The 14,792-nt window shown below is 66.6% G+C and carries 12 protein-coding genes; 4 read left to right on the top strand and 8 right to left on the bottom strand.

The window, feature by feature from the left end; genetic code table 11:
- Window positions 1-25 precede the first annotated feature (25 nt).
- Window positions 26-451 (top strand): hypothetical protein, encoded by a 426-nt coding sequence (locus FAZ98_RS33920; protein WP_158958375.1) that lies wholly within the window; start codon window positions 26-28, stop codon window positions 449-451.
- A 12-nt stretch (window positions 452-463) separates the two neighbouring features.
- Here the strand turns inward: FAZ98_RS33920 and FAZ98_RS33925 are convergent, their stop codons facing one another.
- The 4 genes from FAZ98_RS33925 to FAZ98_RS33940 form a co-directional block, all read right to left on the bottom strand.
- Window positions 464-919: a Fur family transcriptional regulator gene (locus FAZ98_RS33925; protein ID WP_158958377.1), complete on the bottom strand. Its 456-nt coding sequence runs from the start codon at window positions 917-919 to the stop codon at window positions 464-466.
- The gene (locus tag FAZ98_RS33930; RefSeq protein WP_407672174.1) at window positions 912-2,321 is read right to left on the bottom strand and encodes an efflux transporter outer membrane subunit; all 1,410 of its coding nucleotides are present in this window, start codon (window positions 2,319-2,321) and stop codon (window positions 912-914) included. The genes FAZ98_RS33925 and FAZ98_RS33930 overlap by 8 nt, the downstream gene beginning before the upstream one ends.
- A gap of 67 nt (window positions 2,322-2,388) precedes the next feature.
- Window positions 2,389-4,359 (bottom strand): MacB family efflux pump subunit, encoded by a 1,971-nt coding sequence (locus tag FAZ98_RS33935; RefSeq protein WP_233272991.1) that lies wholly within the window; start codon window positions 4,357-4,359, stop codon window positions 2,389-2,391.
- Window positions 4,356-5,552: an efflux RND transporter periplasmic adaptor subunit gene (locus FAZ98_RS33940; RefSeq protein WP_199272471.1), complete on the bottom strand. Its 1,197-nt coding sequence runs from the start codon at window positions 5,550-5,552 to the stop codon at window positions 4,356-4,358. Before FAZ98_RS33940 ends, FAZ98_RS33935 begins: the two co-directional genes overlap by 4 nt.
- A gap of 473 nt (window positions 5,553-6,025) precedes the next feature.
- On the opposite strand from FAZ98_RS33940, the gene FAZ98_RS33945 reads away from it, so the two are divergent.
- On the top strand, window positions 6,026-6,745 hold the full coding sequence (locus FAZ98_RS33945; protein ID WP_233272992.1) for an AraC family transcriptional regulator: 720 nt from the start codon (window positions 6,026-6,028) through the stop codon (window positions 6,743-6,745).
- Between the two features lie 138 nt (window positions 6,746-6,883).
- Here the strand turns inward: FAZ98_RS33945 and FAZ98_RS33950 are convergent, their stop codons facing one another.
- The 4 genes from FAZ98_RS33950 to pdxR all read right to left on the bottom strand — a co-directional run bounded on the left by FAZ98_RS33950 (window position 6,884) and on the right by pdxR (window position 13,330).
- Window positions 6,884-9,451, bottom strand: coding sequence for a TonB-dependent siderophore receptor (locus FAZ98_RS33950; protein WP_158958383.1), 2,568 nt, complete (start codon window positions 9,449-9,451; stop codon window positions 6,884-6,886).
- 224 nt (window positions 9,452-9,675) lie between these two features.
- Complete coding sequence (locus FAZ98_RS33955; RefSeq protein ID WP_158958385.1) at window positions 9,676-10,674, bottom strand: FecR domain-containing protein; 999 nt, start codon at window positions 10,672-10,674, stop codon at window positions 9,676-9,678.
- Between the two features lie 18 nt (window positions 10,675-10,692).
- The gene (locus tag FAZ98_RS33960) at window positions 10,693-11,223 is read right to left on the bottom strand and encodes a sigma-70 family RNA polymerase sigma factor (protein ID WP_158958387.1); all 531 of its coding nucleotides are present in this window, start codon (window positions 11,221-11,223) and stop codon (window positions 10,693-10,695) included.
- A 583-nt stretch (window positions 11,224-11,806) separates the two neighbouring features.
- A complete protein-coding gene (gene pdxR, locus FAZ98_RS33965) occupies window positions 11,807-13,330 on the bottom strand; it encodes a MocR-like pyridoxine biosynthesis transcription factor PdxR (protein WP_158958389.1) in 1,524 nt (507 codons plus the stop codon).
- A gap of 127 nt (window positions 13,331-13,457) precedes the next feature.
- On the opposite strand from pdxR, the gene FAZ98_RS33970 reads away from it, so the two are divergent.
- Complete coding sequence (locus tag FAZ98_RS33970) at window positions 13,458-14,207, top strand: NAD(P)H-binding protein (protein ID WP_158958391.1); 750 nt, start codon at window positions 13,458-13,460, stop codon at window positions 14,205-14,207.
- Complete coding sequence (locus FAZ98_RS33975) at window positions 14,204-14,728, top strand: cupin domain-containing protein (RefSeq protein ID WP_158958393.1); 525 nt, start codon at window positions 14,204-14,206, stop codon at window positions 14,726-14,728. Before FAZ98_RS33970 ends, FAZ98_RS33975 begins: the two co-directional genes overlap by 4 nt.
- The last annotated feature ends 64 nt before the right edge of the window (window positions 14,729-14,792 follow it).

Raw genomic sequence — 14,792 nt, forward strand, 5'->3', positions numbered from 1 at the left:
AACGCTTGCCATCATCGGAGCCGCCGTGTCCAGTTCCTACTGCGTGGTCTTTGGTCTCAAAGCGCGATGGTACGGAGGCTCGACAGCCTTGATCGTCGAGACGATCGTGGTTGCTGGCTATCTGATTGCGCTGGTTTCCCGCGAGTGTTATGTCGTCGACGCGGACACGAACTCTTTGCGCCGTGAACGCCGCATTGCCGGGAAACGGGTTTCGTCACACGCTCTTGAAGTGCCGTGTAGCTGGTGGATCCAATGTCGCCGCACGGGGAGCAGCGCTGTGCTCGAACTCTGCAAGGGAAAAGCATGGGACTGTCTGGTCCTGCAGGAGGTTTTTCTCGGGAAGGGCGGCATGGTCAGCAACTCACTCAGGGTTGAGATCGACGCCTTGCGAAGCCGTGTCGCGACAGACCTGAAAATCGAAGATCGGGGCTGGGAAAAATACTCGCTCTAACGTTGCCTCCCGCTACTCACCGCTTTTCATTATTGGCTCGATCGCGCGCACATACAGCGTCACCGCACGCCGCACCACCTTGAGCCCGTTTTCCTCCGCCACCGCCGCGCAGCACGCATCCATCGCGGGCGCGGGCAAATGACTGATCTCACCGGTATCGACATTCACGAGATGATCGTGCGACTGCCCGGCGTCCAGTTCGTAGACCTTGCGCAAGCCGGCGAACGCGTGAACCTGAATCAGCCCGAGTTGTTCGAAGTCGGCGAGCGCGCGATAAACCGACGACAACGAGATGGACCACCCAGCCTGGAGCGCGCGCCGATAAAACGCCTCGGCTCCGAGATGCGTGTCTTCGCGCAGCGCGGCGTACAACAACGCGAGCACGACTTCCCGCGAGCGCGTTCGCTTGAGTTCCGGAGCCGGCCAGCGGCCCATGAAGCGGCCCGTGTGGGGATGTAAATCACTCATGGCATTCCCCTGCGCTCGAACAATTTGCCTCGCTCCTATCGACACCGCCCTCGTGATTCACGGCGGCGGTCTGCGCGCCGCCCCGGTTCGCCTGCCAGCCGCCGCCGAGCGCCTTGAACAGCGCCACCGCCGCCTGCAATCTGGCGAGCTTGAGTTGCACGGCCCCGTCGCGCGCGGCGTAGAGCGTGCGCTGCGCATCGAGCACGCTCAGCAACGTTTCGGCGCCCGCGCGATAACGCGATTCGGCCTGGTTCAGTGCCACGCTCGCCTGCGCGAGCGCTTCATCCTGCGCGCGCTGACGCGCTTCGATCCCGTCGATCGCGTTCAACGCCGCTTCCACATCGCCCAGCGCCGCGACGATCGCCGAGCGGTAGTTCGCCAGCCGTTCCTCGCGCTGCGCGAGTGCAAGATCGCGATTCGCCGCCAGGCGGCCCGCGTTGAATATCGGCGCGCTCAGGCCGGCCGCGAGATCGTAGATCGGGTGATCGAAGAGATTCGCCAGATGCGTATTGCCCGCGCCGAATTGGGCCGTCAAGGTGATCGACGGCAGCATCGCGGCGCGCGCGACCGTGACGTTGGCGTTGGCGGCGGCGAGCTGGCGTTCGGCGGCGGCGATGTCCGGGCGGCGCGTCAGGACGTCGACCGGCAAGCCTGCGTCGATCACGGGCGCGGTCACGTCGTCGATCGATACGCCGCTCACCGCCAGCGACTGCGGCGCACGCCCGCTCAATACGGCCAGCGCGATGCGGCTGTCGTGCGCCTGTTGCACGTATTGCGCGACGCTCTGGCGAAGCTGCGCGACGAGCGCCGTCTGCTGCGCCACGTCGCCGGGCGTGGCCGCACCGGCGCGATACTGGCTCTGGATAAAGCCGAGCAACTGCTGCCCCGCGGCGAGATCCTCGCGCGCGATGGCGGCCCGCTCGCGCAACGCCAGCACCTGCCAGTAAGTATCGGCAATATCGCCCGTCAACGTGAGTACGACAGCATCGCGCGCGGCCGCGGTCGCGCCCAGCGTGTCGATGGCGCCCTGCCGCGCCGAGCGGTTCGCGCCCCACAGGTCCAGTTCGTAGCTCGCCGCGAAATAACCCGAATAATCGTTGACGACCGGATAACCCACGGCCTTCACGCGCTCCGCCGCGGCACCTGCCGTGATCTCGGGCACCAGCGACGCCCCGCTGATGCGCACCAGCGCGTCGGCCTGACGCACGCGGGCGACGGCCGCCGCGACATCGAAACTGTCCCGTTGCGCCGATTCCACCAGCGCAGCGAGTTCGACGCTGCCGAACGATCGCCACCATTGCGCGTTCACGGCGCCCGCGTCGCGACTCGCCGGCGACTGCCACTGCGCAGGCAGCGCGACGCCGGCGTCGGTCTGCGCGACTGGCAACGCGCATGCCGCCAACGCGCTCGTCAGGGCAAGCGCAGCGGCACAGCGTGCGGATTTGAAACCCTCGAAAGTCGTCCGCATCTCAGTCGCTCCCCAATGCCACGACGGGGTCGAGACGCGCCGCCTGGCGCGCGGGCATGAAGCCGAACACCAGGCCCGTCGCCAGCGCACAGGCGAATGCGCCCACTATCGCGCGTACCGAGAAAATCATCGGCACGTCCCAGCCGATCAACGCGCCGCCTGTCGCGAGTCCCACGACCACGCCCGCACTGCCGCCCACCAGCGAGACCATCACGGCTTCCGTCAGGAACTGACGCTGGATATCGCGCTGCCGCGCGCCCGTCGCCATGCGAATGCCGATCTCGCGCGTGCGCTCCTTCACCGTCATCAGCATGATGTTCATGACGCCGATACCGCCCACCAGCAGCGAGATCGCCGCGATCAACCCGAGCATGAGCGTCATGGTCCGTTGCGTATCTTCCTGCGCCTGGATGGCGGCCGCCGCGTTGTAGATCTGGAAATCGCGCACATGATGCGCGGCCTGCAACTGATCGGTGAGCGCCTTCACGGTCTGGTCGCTGCGCGAAACGTCGTCGAGCAACACCGAAATCCACGAGAGATTCGTCTTGCCCAGCACGCGGCGGCTGCCGGTCGAGAACGGCATCATGACCACGTCGTCGTCATCCGAATCGCCCGTGACCGCGCCCTTCTCCGCCAGCTCGCCGATCACCTGAAACGGCACGTTGTTCACGAGCACGTACTTGCCGAGCGCATCCGCACTGCCGAACAGCCGCTCGCGCACTTTCTTGCCGAGCAGCACGACCGTCGCGAGATCGCGCTCGTCGCTCCACGTAAAGAATTGCCCGCGCACGGGTTGCCAGTTGAGGATGCGCGGCGCGTCCGGCGTGACCGCCCAGATCGTTGCGCCCGCATCGACATGGCCCGCACGCAACGTCACTTGCCCGCGCAGAAACGGCATGGCGGCAGCCACGTTCGGCACTTCGCGCACGAGCGGCACGTCCTGCTCCGAAAGCGTGCCGCCTAGCCCGCGCGCCTCGTCCGAACCGGGCACGACATACATGCGGTTGGTGCCGAACAGCGCCATCTTCTGCGCGACCTTCGCCTGCGTGCCCGTGCCGATCGCGAGCATGACGATCACCGACGCCACGCCAATCACGATCCCCAGCAACGTGAGCAGCGTGCGAAAGCGGTTCACGCCGAACGTGCGCCATGCCGATGTCACGGCCTCGCGCGTGTCGGTCCAGAGACTCGCGGCGCGGGCGACGCCTTCGTTCATGCGCGCGGCGAATCCGGCGGGCTCCAGCAGCGGCTTGGCCAATACTTCGGATTGCCGATTATCTGCGATGATCCGCCCATCGCGGATTTCGATGATGCGGCGCGCCTGCGCAGCCACGTCGCGGTCATGCGTGATGAGAATGACGGTGTGCCCCGACGCTGCCAGCTCTTTCAGCAGCGCCATGACCTCGGCGCCGCTCTGGCTGTCGAGCGCGCCGGTGGGTTCGTCGGCGAGAATGATGTGGCCGCCGTTCATCAGCGCGCGCGCAATCGAGACGCGCTGCTGCTGGCCGCCCGAGAGTTGCCCCGGCCGATGGTCGGTTCGCGTTTCCAGACCCAGACGCGTCAGCAACGCACGCGCGCGCGCTTCGCGCTGCGCGACGGGTTCGCCCGCATAGACAGCCGGAACCTCGACGTTCTGCAGCGCGTCGAGCGTGCGAATCAGGTGATAGCCCTGAAATACGAAGCCGAACGCCTCGCGGCGCAGCCACGCGAGCGCGTCGGCGGAGAACGCCGCGATCTCCTGGCCCGCGAAGCGATACGTGCCCGCCGAAGGGCGGTCGAGGCAGCCGAGTATGTGCATGAGCGTCGATTTTCCCGAGCCCGACGCGCCCATGATCGCGACGAATTCACCGGCATGGATCGACAGACTGATGCCGCGCAGCACGTCCACGGCCGGACTGCCGTCCGTGCCGCCGTATGCGCGCCGCACCTCCACCAGTTCGATCAGCGGCAAGGATGCCGGAATGTCTTTCACCACTGGAACCGCCCCGCCGCCGCGCGTTCGTGACGAATGCCGGTCACGAGCCGCTCGCCCGGCGCGAGCCCCGCAAGCACCTGCGCCTGAATCCGGTCGCGCACGCCGGTGCGCACCTCGCGCGTGACGATCTCGTTGGCGGGCGTTTGCACTTTCGCGGTGTAATCGCCCGGCTTGCCGGCCACGGCCTGCAACGCCGTGAGCGGCGCGAGCGTCACGCCGTGCGCCGCGGCTTCGACGAAGAACACCTGGGCGCTCATTTGCGGCATCAACGCATGGTCGGCGTTGCGCACGTCGAACAGCACGGTGTAGAGCACGACCTTGCCCGCGCTCGTCGCGCCGCCGCTCTTTTGCCCCTCCGCGGACGAAGTGGAAGCCCCGTCGCCCGTCACGTTCGGCGGCGCGGGCAGGATCTGGCGCACCGTGCCGGTCCAGCGCCGGTCGTCGCCGAGCGTCGTGAAGTACACGGGCATGCCGGGATGCACGCGGCGCACGTCGGCCTCCGACACTTCGGTCCATACGGTCATGGTCGAAAGATCGGCGAGACGCAAAATCTTCGGCGTCTGGTAGGTCGCGTTGAGCGTCTGGCCTTCGCGTGCGTCGAGCGTGATGACGGTGCCCGACATCGGCGCGTAGATGCGCGTGTAGCCCAGTTGCGCCTGATCGCCCTTGAGCGTGGACGAAGCGCCCTCGATCTGCGCGCGCAGGTCGGCCACATGCGCGACGGCCGCGCGCAACGTGGCCTGCGCGGACTGCACGTCCTGCTGCCGCGTCGCGCCGTCCGCATTCATCGTGCGTTGCCGCTCGTTCTCCTCACGCGCGAGCACCGCGCTCGCCTCGGCGCCGTCGAGTTGCGCACGCAGGCTCTCGAGCGCGGCGCGGTCCGTATCGACCTTGGCCTGCTGCACCGACGGGTCGATCTCCACCAGCAGGTCGCCCTTGCGAACCACGCTACCGGGCTGCACGGCGATGCGGCGAATTTCCCCCGACGCCTGCGCGCCGACATCGACGTAACTTTGCGGCTGCAACGTGCCGAGCGCGGTGACGCTCACTTCGATATCGCCGTGGCCAACCGGCGTGGTTTCGATTACGGTGCGCGTGCGCAGCAGCGTGTACCAGACGATGAACGCGGCCAGCGCGAGCACGGCAAGCATGACGACGCGGCGACGCGCCGCGCGGGAAAGCACAGGCATAAATTATTTTCCGGGCGAATCGAAAGTGAGGCTGTCTTCACGGCGCGTCATGACGCGAGACCCGCAAAGCGCAAAACACGTTGAATCACACAGTTTGCATTCCTGATTAAGGTCGATCGCGCAGGATGGATCGAAGCCCGCCTCATGACCATCTTTGCGTCCTCGTCGGGACGAACCGGTCCGTCGATCGGCGGGAGCGGCACCGTCCGGCGTCAATCGGAAACAATGAGAAGCATTTACAATATTGCCGCTGTGCGCGCGTTTCCTCGACAGGCAAGAAGCTTAATGGCTCGCATGCTTTAAAGGGCGACAGCCGATAACGAATTTGCGACAAATGTTGTCGGATTCTCGACATCGCCGGCTCTGCGCTTTGTTGGGCGATCACTCCGCTTGCTTCGAACTTCTGCATGAACACTCTCTCGTTACGCCGTCACCCGCAGCCTCGCAACACACTGGCTCGTCCCGCGGTCGGCATGTTGATCCAATATGGCCACGGCGAGCGCGAAAGCTGGCATCAGCACCCGCATGGGCAACTCACCTTTGCTGCGCGCGGCGTCGTTCGCGTGCTGACTCCGTCGCGCACGTGGACGTTGCCACCCTCGCGCGCGGCATGGCTGCCGTCCCATGTCGACCATGAACTGCATGCCGTCGGCGACTCGGAATTCTGCAGCGTGTGGGTGGAATCCAATGCGTTCCCTTGGCCATGGCGCGAACCGGCAGTGATCGCCGCCACGCCGCTCGTACGGGAACTCGCGCTGATGCTGGGCGAAGGCGGCGAGAAGTACGCACCGGATAGCCGCGCCGCGCTCACGGCGCCACTCCTCCTCGACGTGCTTGCCGGCATGCCCGCGCTCCCCGAGGCTGGCGTGCCGCTACCGCGCGACGAACGCCTCGCAAAAATCTGCGAGCACATGATGAACGACCCGGGCAGTACCTTGACGCTGGAATTCTGGGGCGAGCAGTTTGGCGCGAGCGGCCGCACGCTCGAACGACGCTTCAAGTCGGAAACGGGCCTCTCGTTCGGCGTGTGGCGGCAACAGATGCGAGTGGCCGAGTCGATCACGCGGCTCGCACTGGGGGAGTCCGTTCAACGCATTGCGAAGGAATTCGGCTACAGCACGGCCAGCGCGTTTATCGCCATGTTCCGGCAAATCACGGGTGAGTCGCCGCAGCGTTATGTCGCTTCGAAATGACTCGGTCATCGTCGTAGTAGCCCGCCGATGTTTCGATGACCGCGCGGGCGCGCGGCCACGTTCACCCCAGCATGAACATGGCCCGCGCGAGCACGGCACATCGCCGGAATCGGCGTTGGAACCTCGACGGCAACGGACTCAGATTTTCGCGCGCAAGGTGAACAGCACCTGCGCCGGATTGCCGTAGTAGTCTCCGTTGCCCGCCGCCACCGCCGACCAGTATTTGCGGTTGAAGATATTCGTCCCGCTCAGCGTGGCGGAAAGATTCTTCGAGATCTGATAGCCCACTTGCGCATTGAAAATGGCGTAGCCGCCCGCAACGTCATGGTGTCCGCTATCGAGCGAATACATGCTGCTCTGAACCAGCGCACCGCCGCCGATATTCCATTTGTGCCACTGCCCCGGCAACTGGTAATTGGCCCATGCCTTGAACTGATGCTTTGGCTGCCACGAGAAGTTACCACCCGACGTCAGACTGTCGTCTAGCGAATGGACATTGACGTAGGTATAGCCGGTTTGCAAGGTCAAGCCCGGCAGCAGCTCACCGCTCGCCGAAAGCTCGACGCCCTGACTGCGCGCCTTGCCCGAAGCGAGATAGAAGTTCGGGTGGTCGGGATCGCCGAAAGCGCGATTGCGCTCGTCGATCTGGAACAGCGCAATCGCGGTATTAAGCTTGCCGCCAAAATACTCGCCCTTGATGCCAACTTCGTACTGGCTGCCGGTAACGGGCTTGAGTATCTGACCGTTGAACGTGTTGTAAGAGACTTGGGGCTTGTAGATCGACGTGTAACTCGCATACGCGGTGTAAGTGTCGTTGATGTCGTAGACAAGACCGACAAATGGCGTAAATTTCGGCTTCGATGAAACGTGCGCGTAGGTGGTGCCGAAATAGTTGTAGTACGGGTCTGCCTCCGGCGTCACCGTGGAGTTCCACCATGTTGCCTGGCCACCCAGCACCAGCGTCAGCGGGTCCAGAATGCTGATGCGCGCGTTCCCGTAAAGCGAGTACTGATTCGACGTGGTCGTATAGTTGCTTTGCGGACCGCCGGCAAACGCGTTCGAATAAATCGAATTATCCAGAATGCTCGCCGTGAAGTCGCCGAAGACATCCAGACCGCTATCGGGATTGATCAGATATTCATACGATTCGTCCCGCTGATGCAAATAGCTCGCACCGATCGTCAACTTATGCTCGCGGCCGAGTAGCTTGAATGGGCCACTCACGTTGACATCCAGCGCATTCTGCGAATTTTTGTCGGCGTAGCTCAGGCTGTACGGGTTCCCGATCATCGTGACGGGATCGACATACGAGTTTGGGATCCCGTACGCGACGAACTGATTGTATTGGACGTGGTTATAGGCGAACTTGGCTTTCCAGTCGGCGGGGAGTTTCTGTTCGACTTCGACAAACTCACTCGACTTTTCCAGTTGCACGTAATTCCAGTCCGCGCCGAGAAAAAGACTTCGCGGCACCGAGATAGGCGTGTACTCCGTGGAAATGGGCAGCCCGTACATCACGTGGCCGAACTGCTTGGTATAACTCGCGCCGATGCGCGCCGTGGTCGTCGAAGTCAGATCGGCTTCCAGGGTGCCATACACCTGCTGGTCCCGTTGCCAGGTGCCGTCCTGCATCATATGCCGGTCGTGTTGCGCCGCGACCAGACGCCCGCGCAAAGTGCCGGCCTGGTTCAACGGCCCGCCAATGTCCAGTTCCTCGCGATGATCGGCGTAATTCCCGACGCTGACCGCCGCCGACGCCTGGAAAGTCGAAGGCGCGCGCTTGCGCACCATGTTGATCGTGCCACCGTCGCCGCCGAAACCATTGAACAACCCGGCCGGTCCGCGCAGCACCTCGACACGGTCGTACATCGAGATGTCCTCGTCAGGTGCGCCAACACTGCTCGAATTCAACGCCGTGGGTACGCCGTCCAGTTGAAATGTCGTGATCGGGAAGCCGCGCGCGATATAAGAGTTAGTGTTCGAACTCACCGGCAGCACTTCAACGCCAGGCGCGTACCGCATCACATCCGCAAGGCTCGACGCGTTCTGCGCCTGAATCTGCTGCTGCGTAATCACACTCACCGACTGCGGAATTTCCCGCTGCGCCAGCGGAATTTTCGATCCCACCGTGCTCGGCGGATTCAACGCTTCCGCCTGTGCCTGCGCCGTGCCCGCACTCCCGACCACCGTCAACGTCGGCAAGACGCTCTCGCCGCTAGCCGTCGTTATCGGCACCAGCGAATAACTGCCGTCTTCCTGGCGCACGGCCTGCAGGCCCGTGCCGCCGAGCAGCGCGGCAAACGCGCCGTTCACCGTGTAACTGCCGTGCACGCCCGCAGTCGATTTCCCCGCCGTGGTCGCGCCAGGCACGCTCAACAGCACGTTGGCCTGATCCGCCAGCCGGTTCAGGGCGGCCGAAAGCGGCCCCGCCGGCACGTCGAAACGCGTGAGCGCGCCGCCCGAAGTCTGGGCCGCGGCGGCTTGCGCAAAGGCCGGCGTTCCCGCAACGGCAACGATCGACACGGCGCTCATCAACAGACACTGCACCGCGACCGCAATGGGGCGGCGGGCAATGCGCGTGATCGCGGGGTTCATGGGCTTCGGCGAAGCGAGGCGAATTTCAGCACGATTCTCAGCACGAATCTCAGCAAGACGCTCGGCACGATTTTCAGCACGGTTGGCGGAGCGCGACAGCGGGCAGCGCATAGGACAGCATTCCTTTGAGTTCGATTGGACACGTTAGAGGTCCATTCGCTCATCCCGGCCGCTCAGGCATGGGCGGTCGAGCGCCCGATGTCATGCACGTTACGGAGTGCGGAATGCGGGCCGCGCAAGCGGCGTTCGATCCCGAATGGTCCTCTTTCACATACGGAATCGAACGAGCGCGGAAAATGCGAACCGGTTTTGAAAATATTTTTCGCGGCCCGGGTTCAGCGCGGTTCGAGCGTGGTCCACCAGGGCAAGGTGCGCTGCACGCGCACTGGCAGATCGCGCTCGAGCATGGCGAGCGCGTGGTCGCTCTCGATAGCGGGGAAACGGCCGACCACCTTGAGCGAAGCGATCTCGGGCGCCACGCCCAGATGACCGTGCCGGTAGCGGCCCAGTTCCGCCACGAGTTGCGCGAGCGGAATGTCTTCGGCGAGCACGACGCCGCGGATCCACGCTTCGTGTGCGGGATCGGCCAGTTCCCGGGCGGAGATCGTGTCGATGGTGAAGCGGCGCTGCTCGCCGCTCGCGACGATGGCTTCCGTACCGTTGGCGGTGCGAATCCGCACACGGCCCTCGTAGACGGCGAGCAGCGTCGATTCCGGCTCCAGCCGCACGGTGAAACGCGTGCCGAGCGCCTGCATGCTGCCATTGCGGGTGGCGGCGTAGAACGGCCGGCCGAGCGCGTCCTTCGCCGTATCGACGAACATCTCGCCGAGCTGCAGCGCGACGCGGCGCTCGCTGCCGTCGTAATGCACGTCGAGCGCGCTTTGCGTGTTGAGCCAGACGTGCGTGCCGTCGGCCAGTACGATATCGCGCTGCTCGCCCGTGCCGGTCCGGTAGTCGGCGCGCCACGCAGCGACGGTGTCCGCCAGCGGCGTGTAGCGCCAGCCCAGCCAGCCGAGCGCACCGCTTCCGGCCAGCGTGGCGACGGCGGCCAGCGCGCGGCGGCGCCCCATGCCGCCGCGCGAAGCCACCTGCACCGCGGCCGCGGCGGCGTCGCGCTGGTCTTCGGCGCGCATCGGCTCGAAGCGGCGGCTCACCGCCTCGATATGCCGCCACGCCTGGCGATGTTCGGGACGCGCGTCGAGCCACGCGAGCCATGCCGCGCGCTGCGCGTCGCTGGTGCCGCCCACGCCAGCCGTGTGCAGCGAGGCGTACCACTGCGCCGCCTGCTCCAGGCTCGCGTAGTCGGCGCGCACTTCTTCTTCGGTGACTAGCATGATGGGGCGCGTGCCCGGTCAGGGCTGCGTCAAACCGGCGTCGACGAGCGCAAGCTGAAGCATCGCGCTGGCGAGATACTTCTGCACCATGCGCGCCGACACCGCGAGTTCAGCGGCAATCTCCGGCGTGGAAAAGCCGTAGATCTGCGCGAGCACGAACGCACGCTGCGCCTTGTCGGACAGTCTCGCGAGCAAGGTGCCGATTTCGAGAATCGTCTCGATGACCATCGCGCGAAACTCCGGCGAAGGCTCGATGGGTTCCGGCTGCGCGGCCAGCGTATCGAGCCAGGCTTGCTCGATCTCGCGGCGGCGCCAGTGGTCGGTGCATAGCCCCTTCGCCATCACGCGCAGATAGGCGCGCGCCTCCGCCGGCGTGGCGAAACCGCGCGAAGCCGGCTTGACGATCAGGCGCAGGAACACGTCATGGGCGAGGTCGCCCGCGTCGGCCGCATTGCCGAGGCGCCGTTGCAGCCAGCTCTTGAGCCAGCCGTGGTGGTCGCCGTACAGCGTGTGCAGATCCTGCTGCACCGGAAATTCTAGAGTCGGCATGAAACGGCCCCGTCTGGCCCGAACGCACGGTATTCTTGAATGGGAATGATTACTATTTATAACTTAATTTATCGGGTTTCGGCAACTGCTCTGTCTCTTTGAAACCACCCGGGGAGCCGCGGGCGGGTCAGGCCGGGACGCTGGCGGGATCGCGCCACGGGTTGATGACGATGCTTCTGGCCACGGCAAACGCCAGGGTCGCGCGCGCCGGTTTTTGGGTTATCGAGGGAATTCGCGCATCGTTTGCCCGGCGACGCCGTGGCCGTGGCCGCGGTCGTAGCCGCAGCCGTAGCCGTCGCCGTCGCCGTCGCCGTAGCCGTAGCCGTAGCCGTAGCCGTAGCCGTGGCCGTGGCCGTGGTCGCGGTCGCGGTCGCGGTCGTATTCATGTTGGTGATGCCCGGCGCCGTATTGGCCGGTTTCGCGAGCCCGGTCCGGCTCGAGCAGCCGCTCACACGCGGCGCGGCGCGCTGGCTCGTCCGGCGCGGCAACCCCTCGCGCGCGCGAACCGGCGCCTCAATACGACTCGCTGAACCGCATCATGCCGATCGAAGCGCCGATCGCCCCGCCGATGAACGCGCCGCAATCAGCCCGCCGTCGGGTCCTCCAGCGCGCGCGCCAGCGCCGCCACGCCCGCTTCGATCGCGGCACGGTCGATCGAAGCAAAGCCGAGCACGAGGCCCGGCGGCGCGGCGCGCTCGACCGCGTAGAACGACAGCGGGCGCGTCTCCAGCCCCGCGCGCGCCGCGCGCCGCGCCATCTCCACGTCGTCGGTGCCGGGCGCGAAGAACGCGGGCGCGTCGAGGCCCGCGCTGAGGCGCGGCACGTGCAACAGGCCCGCCAGATGCCGCTGCGCCGCCGCCTCGAGCGCCGCTGCGCGCTCGCCGTAGAGCACGCGCATGCGCCGCACGTGCCGCCCGAAATGCCCCTCGGCGATGAAGGCGTGCAGCACCGACTGCGGATCGAGCGGCACGTGCCGCGCCGTCAGCGACCAGGCCGCGGCGAACGGGTCGACGAGCGCGTCGGGGACGATCGCGTAGGCAATGCGCAGCGCCGGGAACAGCAGCTTGCTGAAGGTGCCGCAATAGATCACGTGGCCCGCCGTGTCGAGACTTTTGAGCGCCGCGAGCGGGGGGTCGGCGAAACGGTATTCGCTGTCGTAATCGTCCTCGACGATCACCGCGCCCGCGCCGCGCGCCCAGTCGAGCAGCGCGAGCCGCCGCTCGAGCGAGAGCGCGGGCCCGAGCGGCGCCTGGCGCCCCGCCGTCACGTAGGCGAAGCGCGCGCCGGGCGCATGCTCGCGCGCCCAGTCGACGTCGAAACCGTGCGCGTCCACCGGCACGCCGCGCACGCGCGCGCCCGCCGCTTCGAGCACCCGGCGCGCGCCCGCATAGCCGGGGTCCTCGACCCACGCGCTGTCGCCGGGATCGAGCGTGAGCCGCGCGGCAAGGTCGATAGCCTGCTGCACGCTGCCGAGTATCGCGACGTGCGCGGCCGTGCAGGCGATGCCGCGCGAAACGCCCACGTACGCGGCAATCGCCTCGCGCAACGGCCGATAGCCGAGCGCTTCGCCGTCGCCGAGCAGGTCGCGGCGCGTGCGGCGCGCGCGTCTTGCGGCAATGCGCGTCCAGAGTTCGAACGGAAACGCGTCGAGGTCGGGCTGACTCGCGCGAAACGCGCGCGCGGGCGCGCCGCGTCCGTCGAGCGCGAACGGGCTGCGCGCGAGCAGGCGGCCGCGCGTGGACAGCGCGATGGACGGCGCGATGGACGGCGCGATGGACGGCGCCATGCGCGGTTCCGGCACGGGCGTCACGCCGCGCAGTGGCGCGCCGTCGGTCAGCCGCTCCGGCAACTCGCGCGTGACGAAGCTGCCGCGCCCGACCGCGCCCGTCAGATAGCCTTCCGCTTCGAGCTGCGCGAATACGCCCAGCACGGTGCCGCGCGAAACGTTCGCGCGCGCGGCCAGGTCGCGCGTGGACGGCAAGCGCGCGCCCGGCGCGAGGCTGCCGCCGAGGATCGCGGCACGCAGCGATTCGTAAAGCCAGCGTTGCAGCGGCACGCCTGGCTGGCGCGGCCCGAGGGCGAGTTCGATGTGTCCGGCCCGGCGCATTGTCGGTTCCAAAATGGCTTAGTCAGAATCGCCATAATGGATCTTTTTTCGGACCATTTACAACCCTAAGCTTCTCCTCGACGCGAATCGACAGGAAGCGTCGATTCACCCAAACGGAGAAGCCATCATGAAAGACGCCATCTGGCTGGCCGGCGCGGCTGGCGCGATCGGCACGGCGCTCGTGCCCTTGCTGATCGACGCGGGCTACGCGGTATTCGGCAGCACGCGCAAGCCCGAACGCGCGCGGGCGCTCGAGGCGGCGGGCGTCACGCCCGTGATCGTGGATGTTTTCGATGCCGATGCGCTGCGCGCAGCCCTCGTGCGCGTCGCGCCGCGCGCGGTCATCCATCAGCTCACCGACCTGCCCTTCGCGCTCGACGCCGCGAAGATGGCGCAGGCCACGGCCGCGAACGCGCGCCTGCGCGACGAAGGCACGCGCCATCTCGTCGCGGCCGCCGTCGCGGCGGGCAGCGCGCGGCTGATTGCGCAGAGCATCGCGTGGGCGTATCGCGACACGCCCGCGAAGCCGTATGACGAAACGCAACCGCTGGACGTGGAAGCCGAGGGCGCGCGCGGCATCAGCGTGCGCGGCGTGGCGTCGCTCGAACGGCAGACGCTGCACACGCCCGCGCTCGCGGGCACGGTGTTGCGCTACGGGCAGATCTGGGGGCCGCGCACGGGTTTCGATGCGCCGGTCGGCGCGAGTCCCGTACACGTGGAAGCCGCGGCGTTCGCGGCGTTTTATGCGCTGGAACGTGGCGCGAGCGGCGCTTTCAACATCGCCGACGATCACGCCGATGCAGATAACGCCAAGGCCAAACGCGAACTCGGCTGGTCGCCGGCTTTGCGCCTGGCGCGAGACGAAGTCCGCCGATGAAAACCCCCGCGAGCTTCGAGCGGATCGACCCGCGTTTGACGTTCGCCGGACTAATCGCGCTCACGTTGGCGCTCGGGCCGGCAGCACGCCCCGATGCCATCGCCTGGCTCGACGCGATCTGCGGTGGCGGGTTGTTCGCGAGCGGCGGCAAGGCGCAAGCGGCCTCCCATTCGCCAGCCGCGTCGCGCCCCGCCACGACGGTCACCGTGCTGTCGTGCGAGGCCTTGCCGAACGTGCCCGGCAAGTCGGTGACGACGGCACTCGTCGCGTTTCCTCCGCTGGGCTTCACGCCCGCGCACCGGCATCCGGGTTCGGTCACGGCGGTCGTGCTCGAAGGCACGATCCGCTCGCAACTAGCGGGCGCGCCGCCCGCGAACTACACGCGCGGTCAGACGTGGTTCGAGCCGCCCGGCACGCTGCACGTGTTCGCGGAGAATCCCGATCCCGCGCGCCCGGCCAGACTGCTTGCCACATTCGTCGCCGATACGAACTGCGGGCCGCTCACGATTCCCGAGCGATAAACGCGAGCGGCGCGCCGCTGGCCGCGCGCCACTCGCCGCTCGCCGCTCGCGCCATCGACGGACA

This window comes from Paraburkholderia acidisoli, assembly GCF_009789675.1.
Classification (GTDB): Bacteria; Pseudomonadota; Gammaproteobacteria; order Burkholderiales; family Burkholderiaceae; genus Paraburkholderia; species Paraburkholderia acidisoli.

Excerpts from the sequence above, each read along its gene's own strand:
- FAZ98_RS33925 (WP_158958377.1), bottom strand. The coding sequence starts at position 919 with ATGAGTGATTTACATCCCCACACGGGCCGCTTCATGGGCCGCTGGCCG.
- FAZ98_RS33940 (WP_199272471.1), bottom strand. The coding sequence starts at position 5,552 with ATGCCTGTGCTTTCCCGCGCGGCGCGTCGCCGCGTCGTCATGCTTGCC.
- FAZ98_RS33945 (WP_233272992.1), top strand. The coding sequence starts at position 6,026 with ATGTTGATCCAATATGGCCACGGCGAGCGCGAAAGCTGGCATCAGCAC.
- FAZ98_RS33950 (WP_158958383.1), bottom strand. The coding sequence starts at position 9,451 with ATGCGCTGCCCGCTGTCGCGCTCCGCCAACCGTGCTGAAAATCGTGCC.
- FAZ98_RS33955 (WP_158958385.1), bottom strand. The coding sequence starts at position 10,674 with ATGCTAGTCACCGAAGAAGAAGTGCGCGCCGACTACGCGAGCCTGGAG.
- FAZ98_RS33960 (WP_158958387.1), bottom strand. The coding sequence starts at position 11,223 with ATGCCGACTCTAGAATTTCCGGTGCAGCAGGATCTGCACACGCTGTAC.
- pdxR (WP_158958389.1), bottom strand. The coding sequence starts at position 13,330 with ATGCGCCGGGCCGGACACATCGAACTCGCCCTCGGGCCGCGCCAGCCA.
- FAZ98_RS33970 (WP_158958391.1), top strand. The coding sequence starts at position 13,458 with ATGAAAGACGCCATCTGGCTGGCCGGCGCGGCTGGCGCGATCGGCACG.
- FAZ98_RS33975 (WP_158958393.1), top strand. The coding sequence starts at position 14,204 with ATGAAAACCCCCGCGAGCTTCGAGCGGATCGACCCGCGTTTGACGTTC.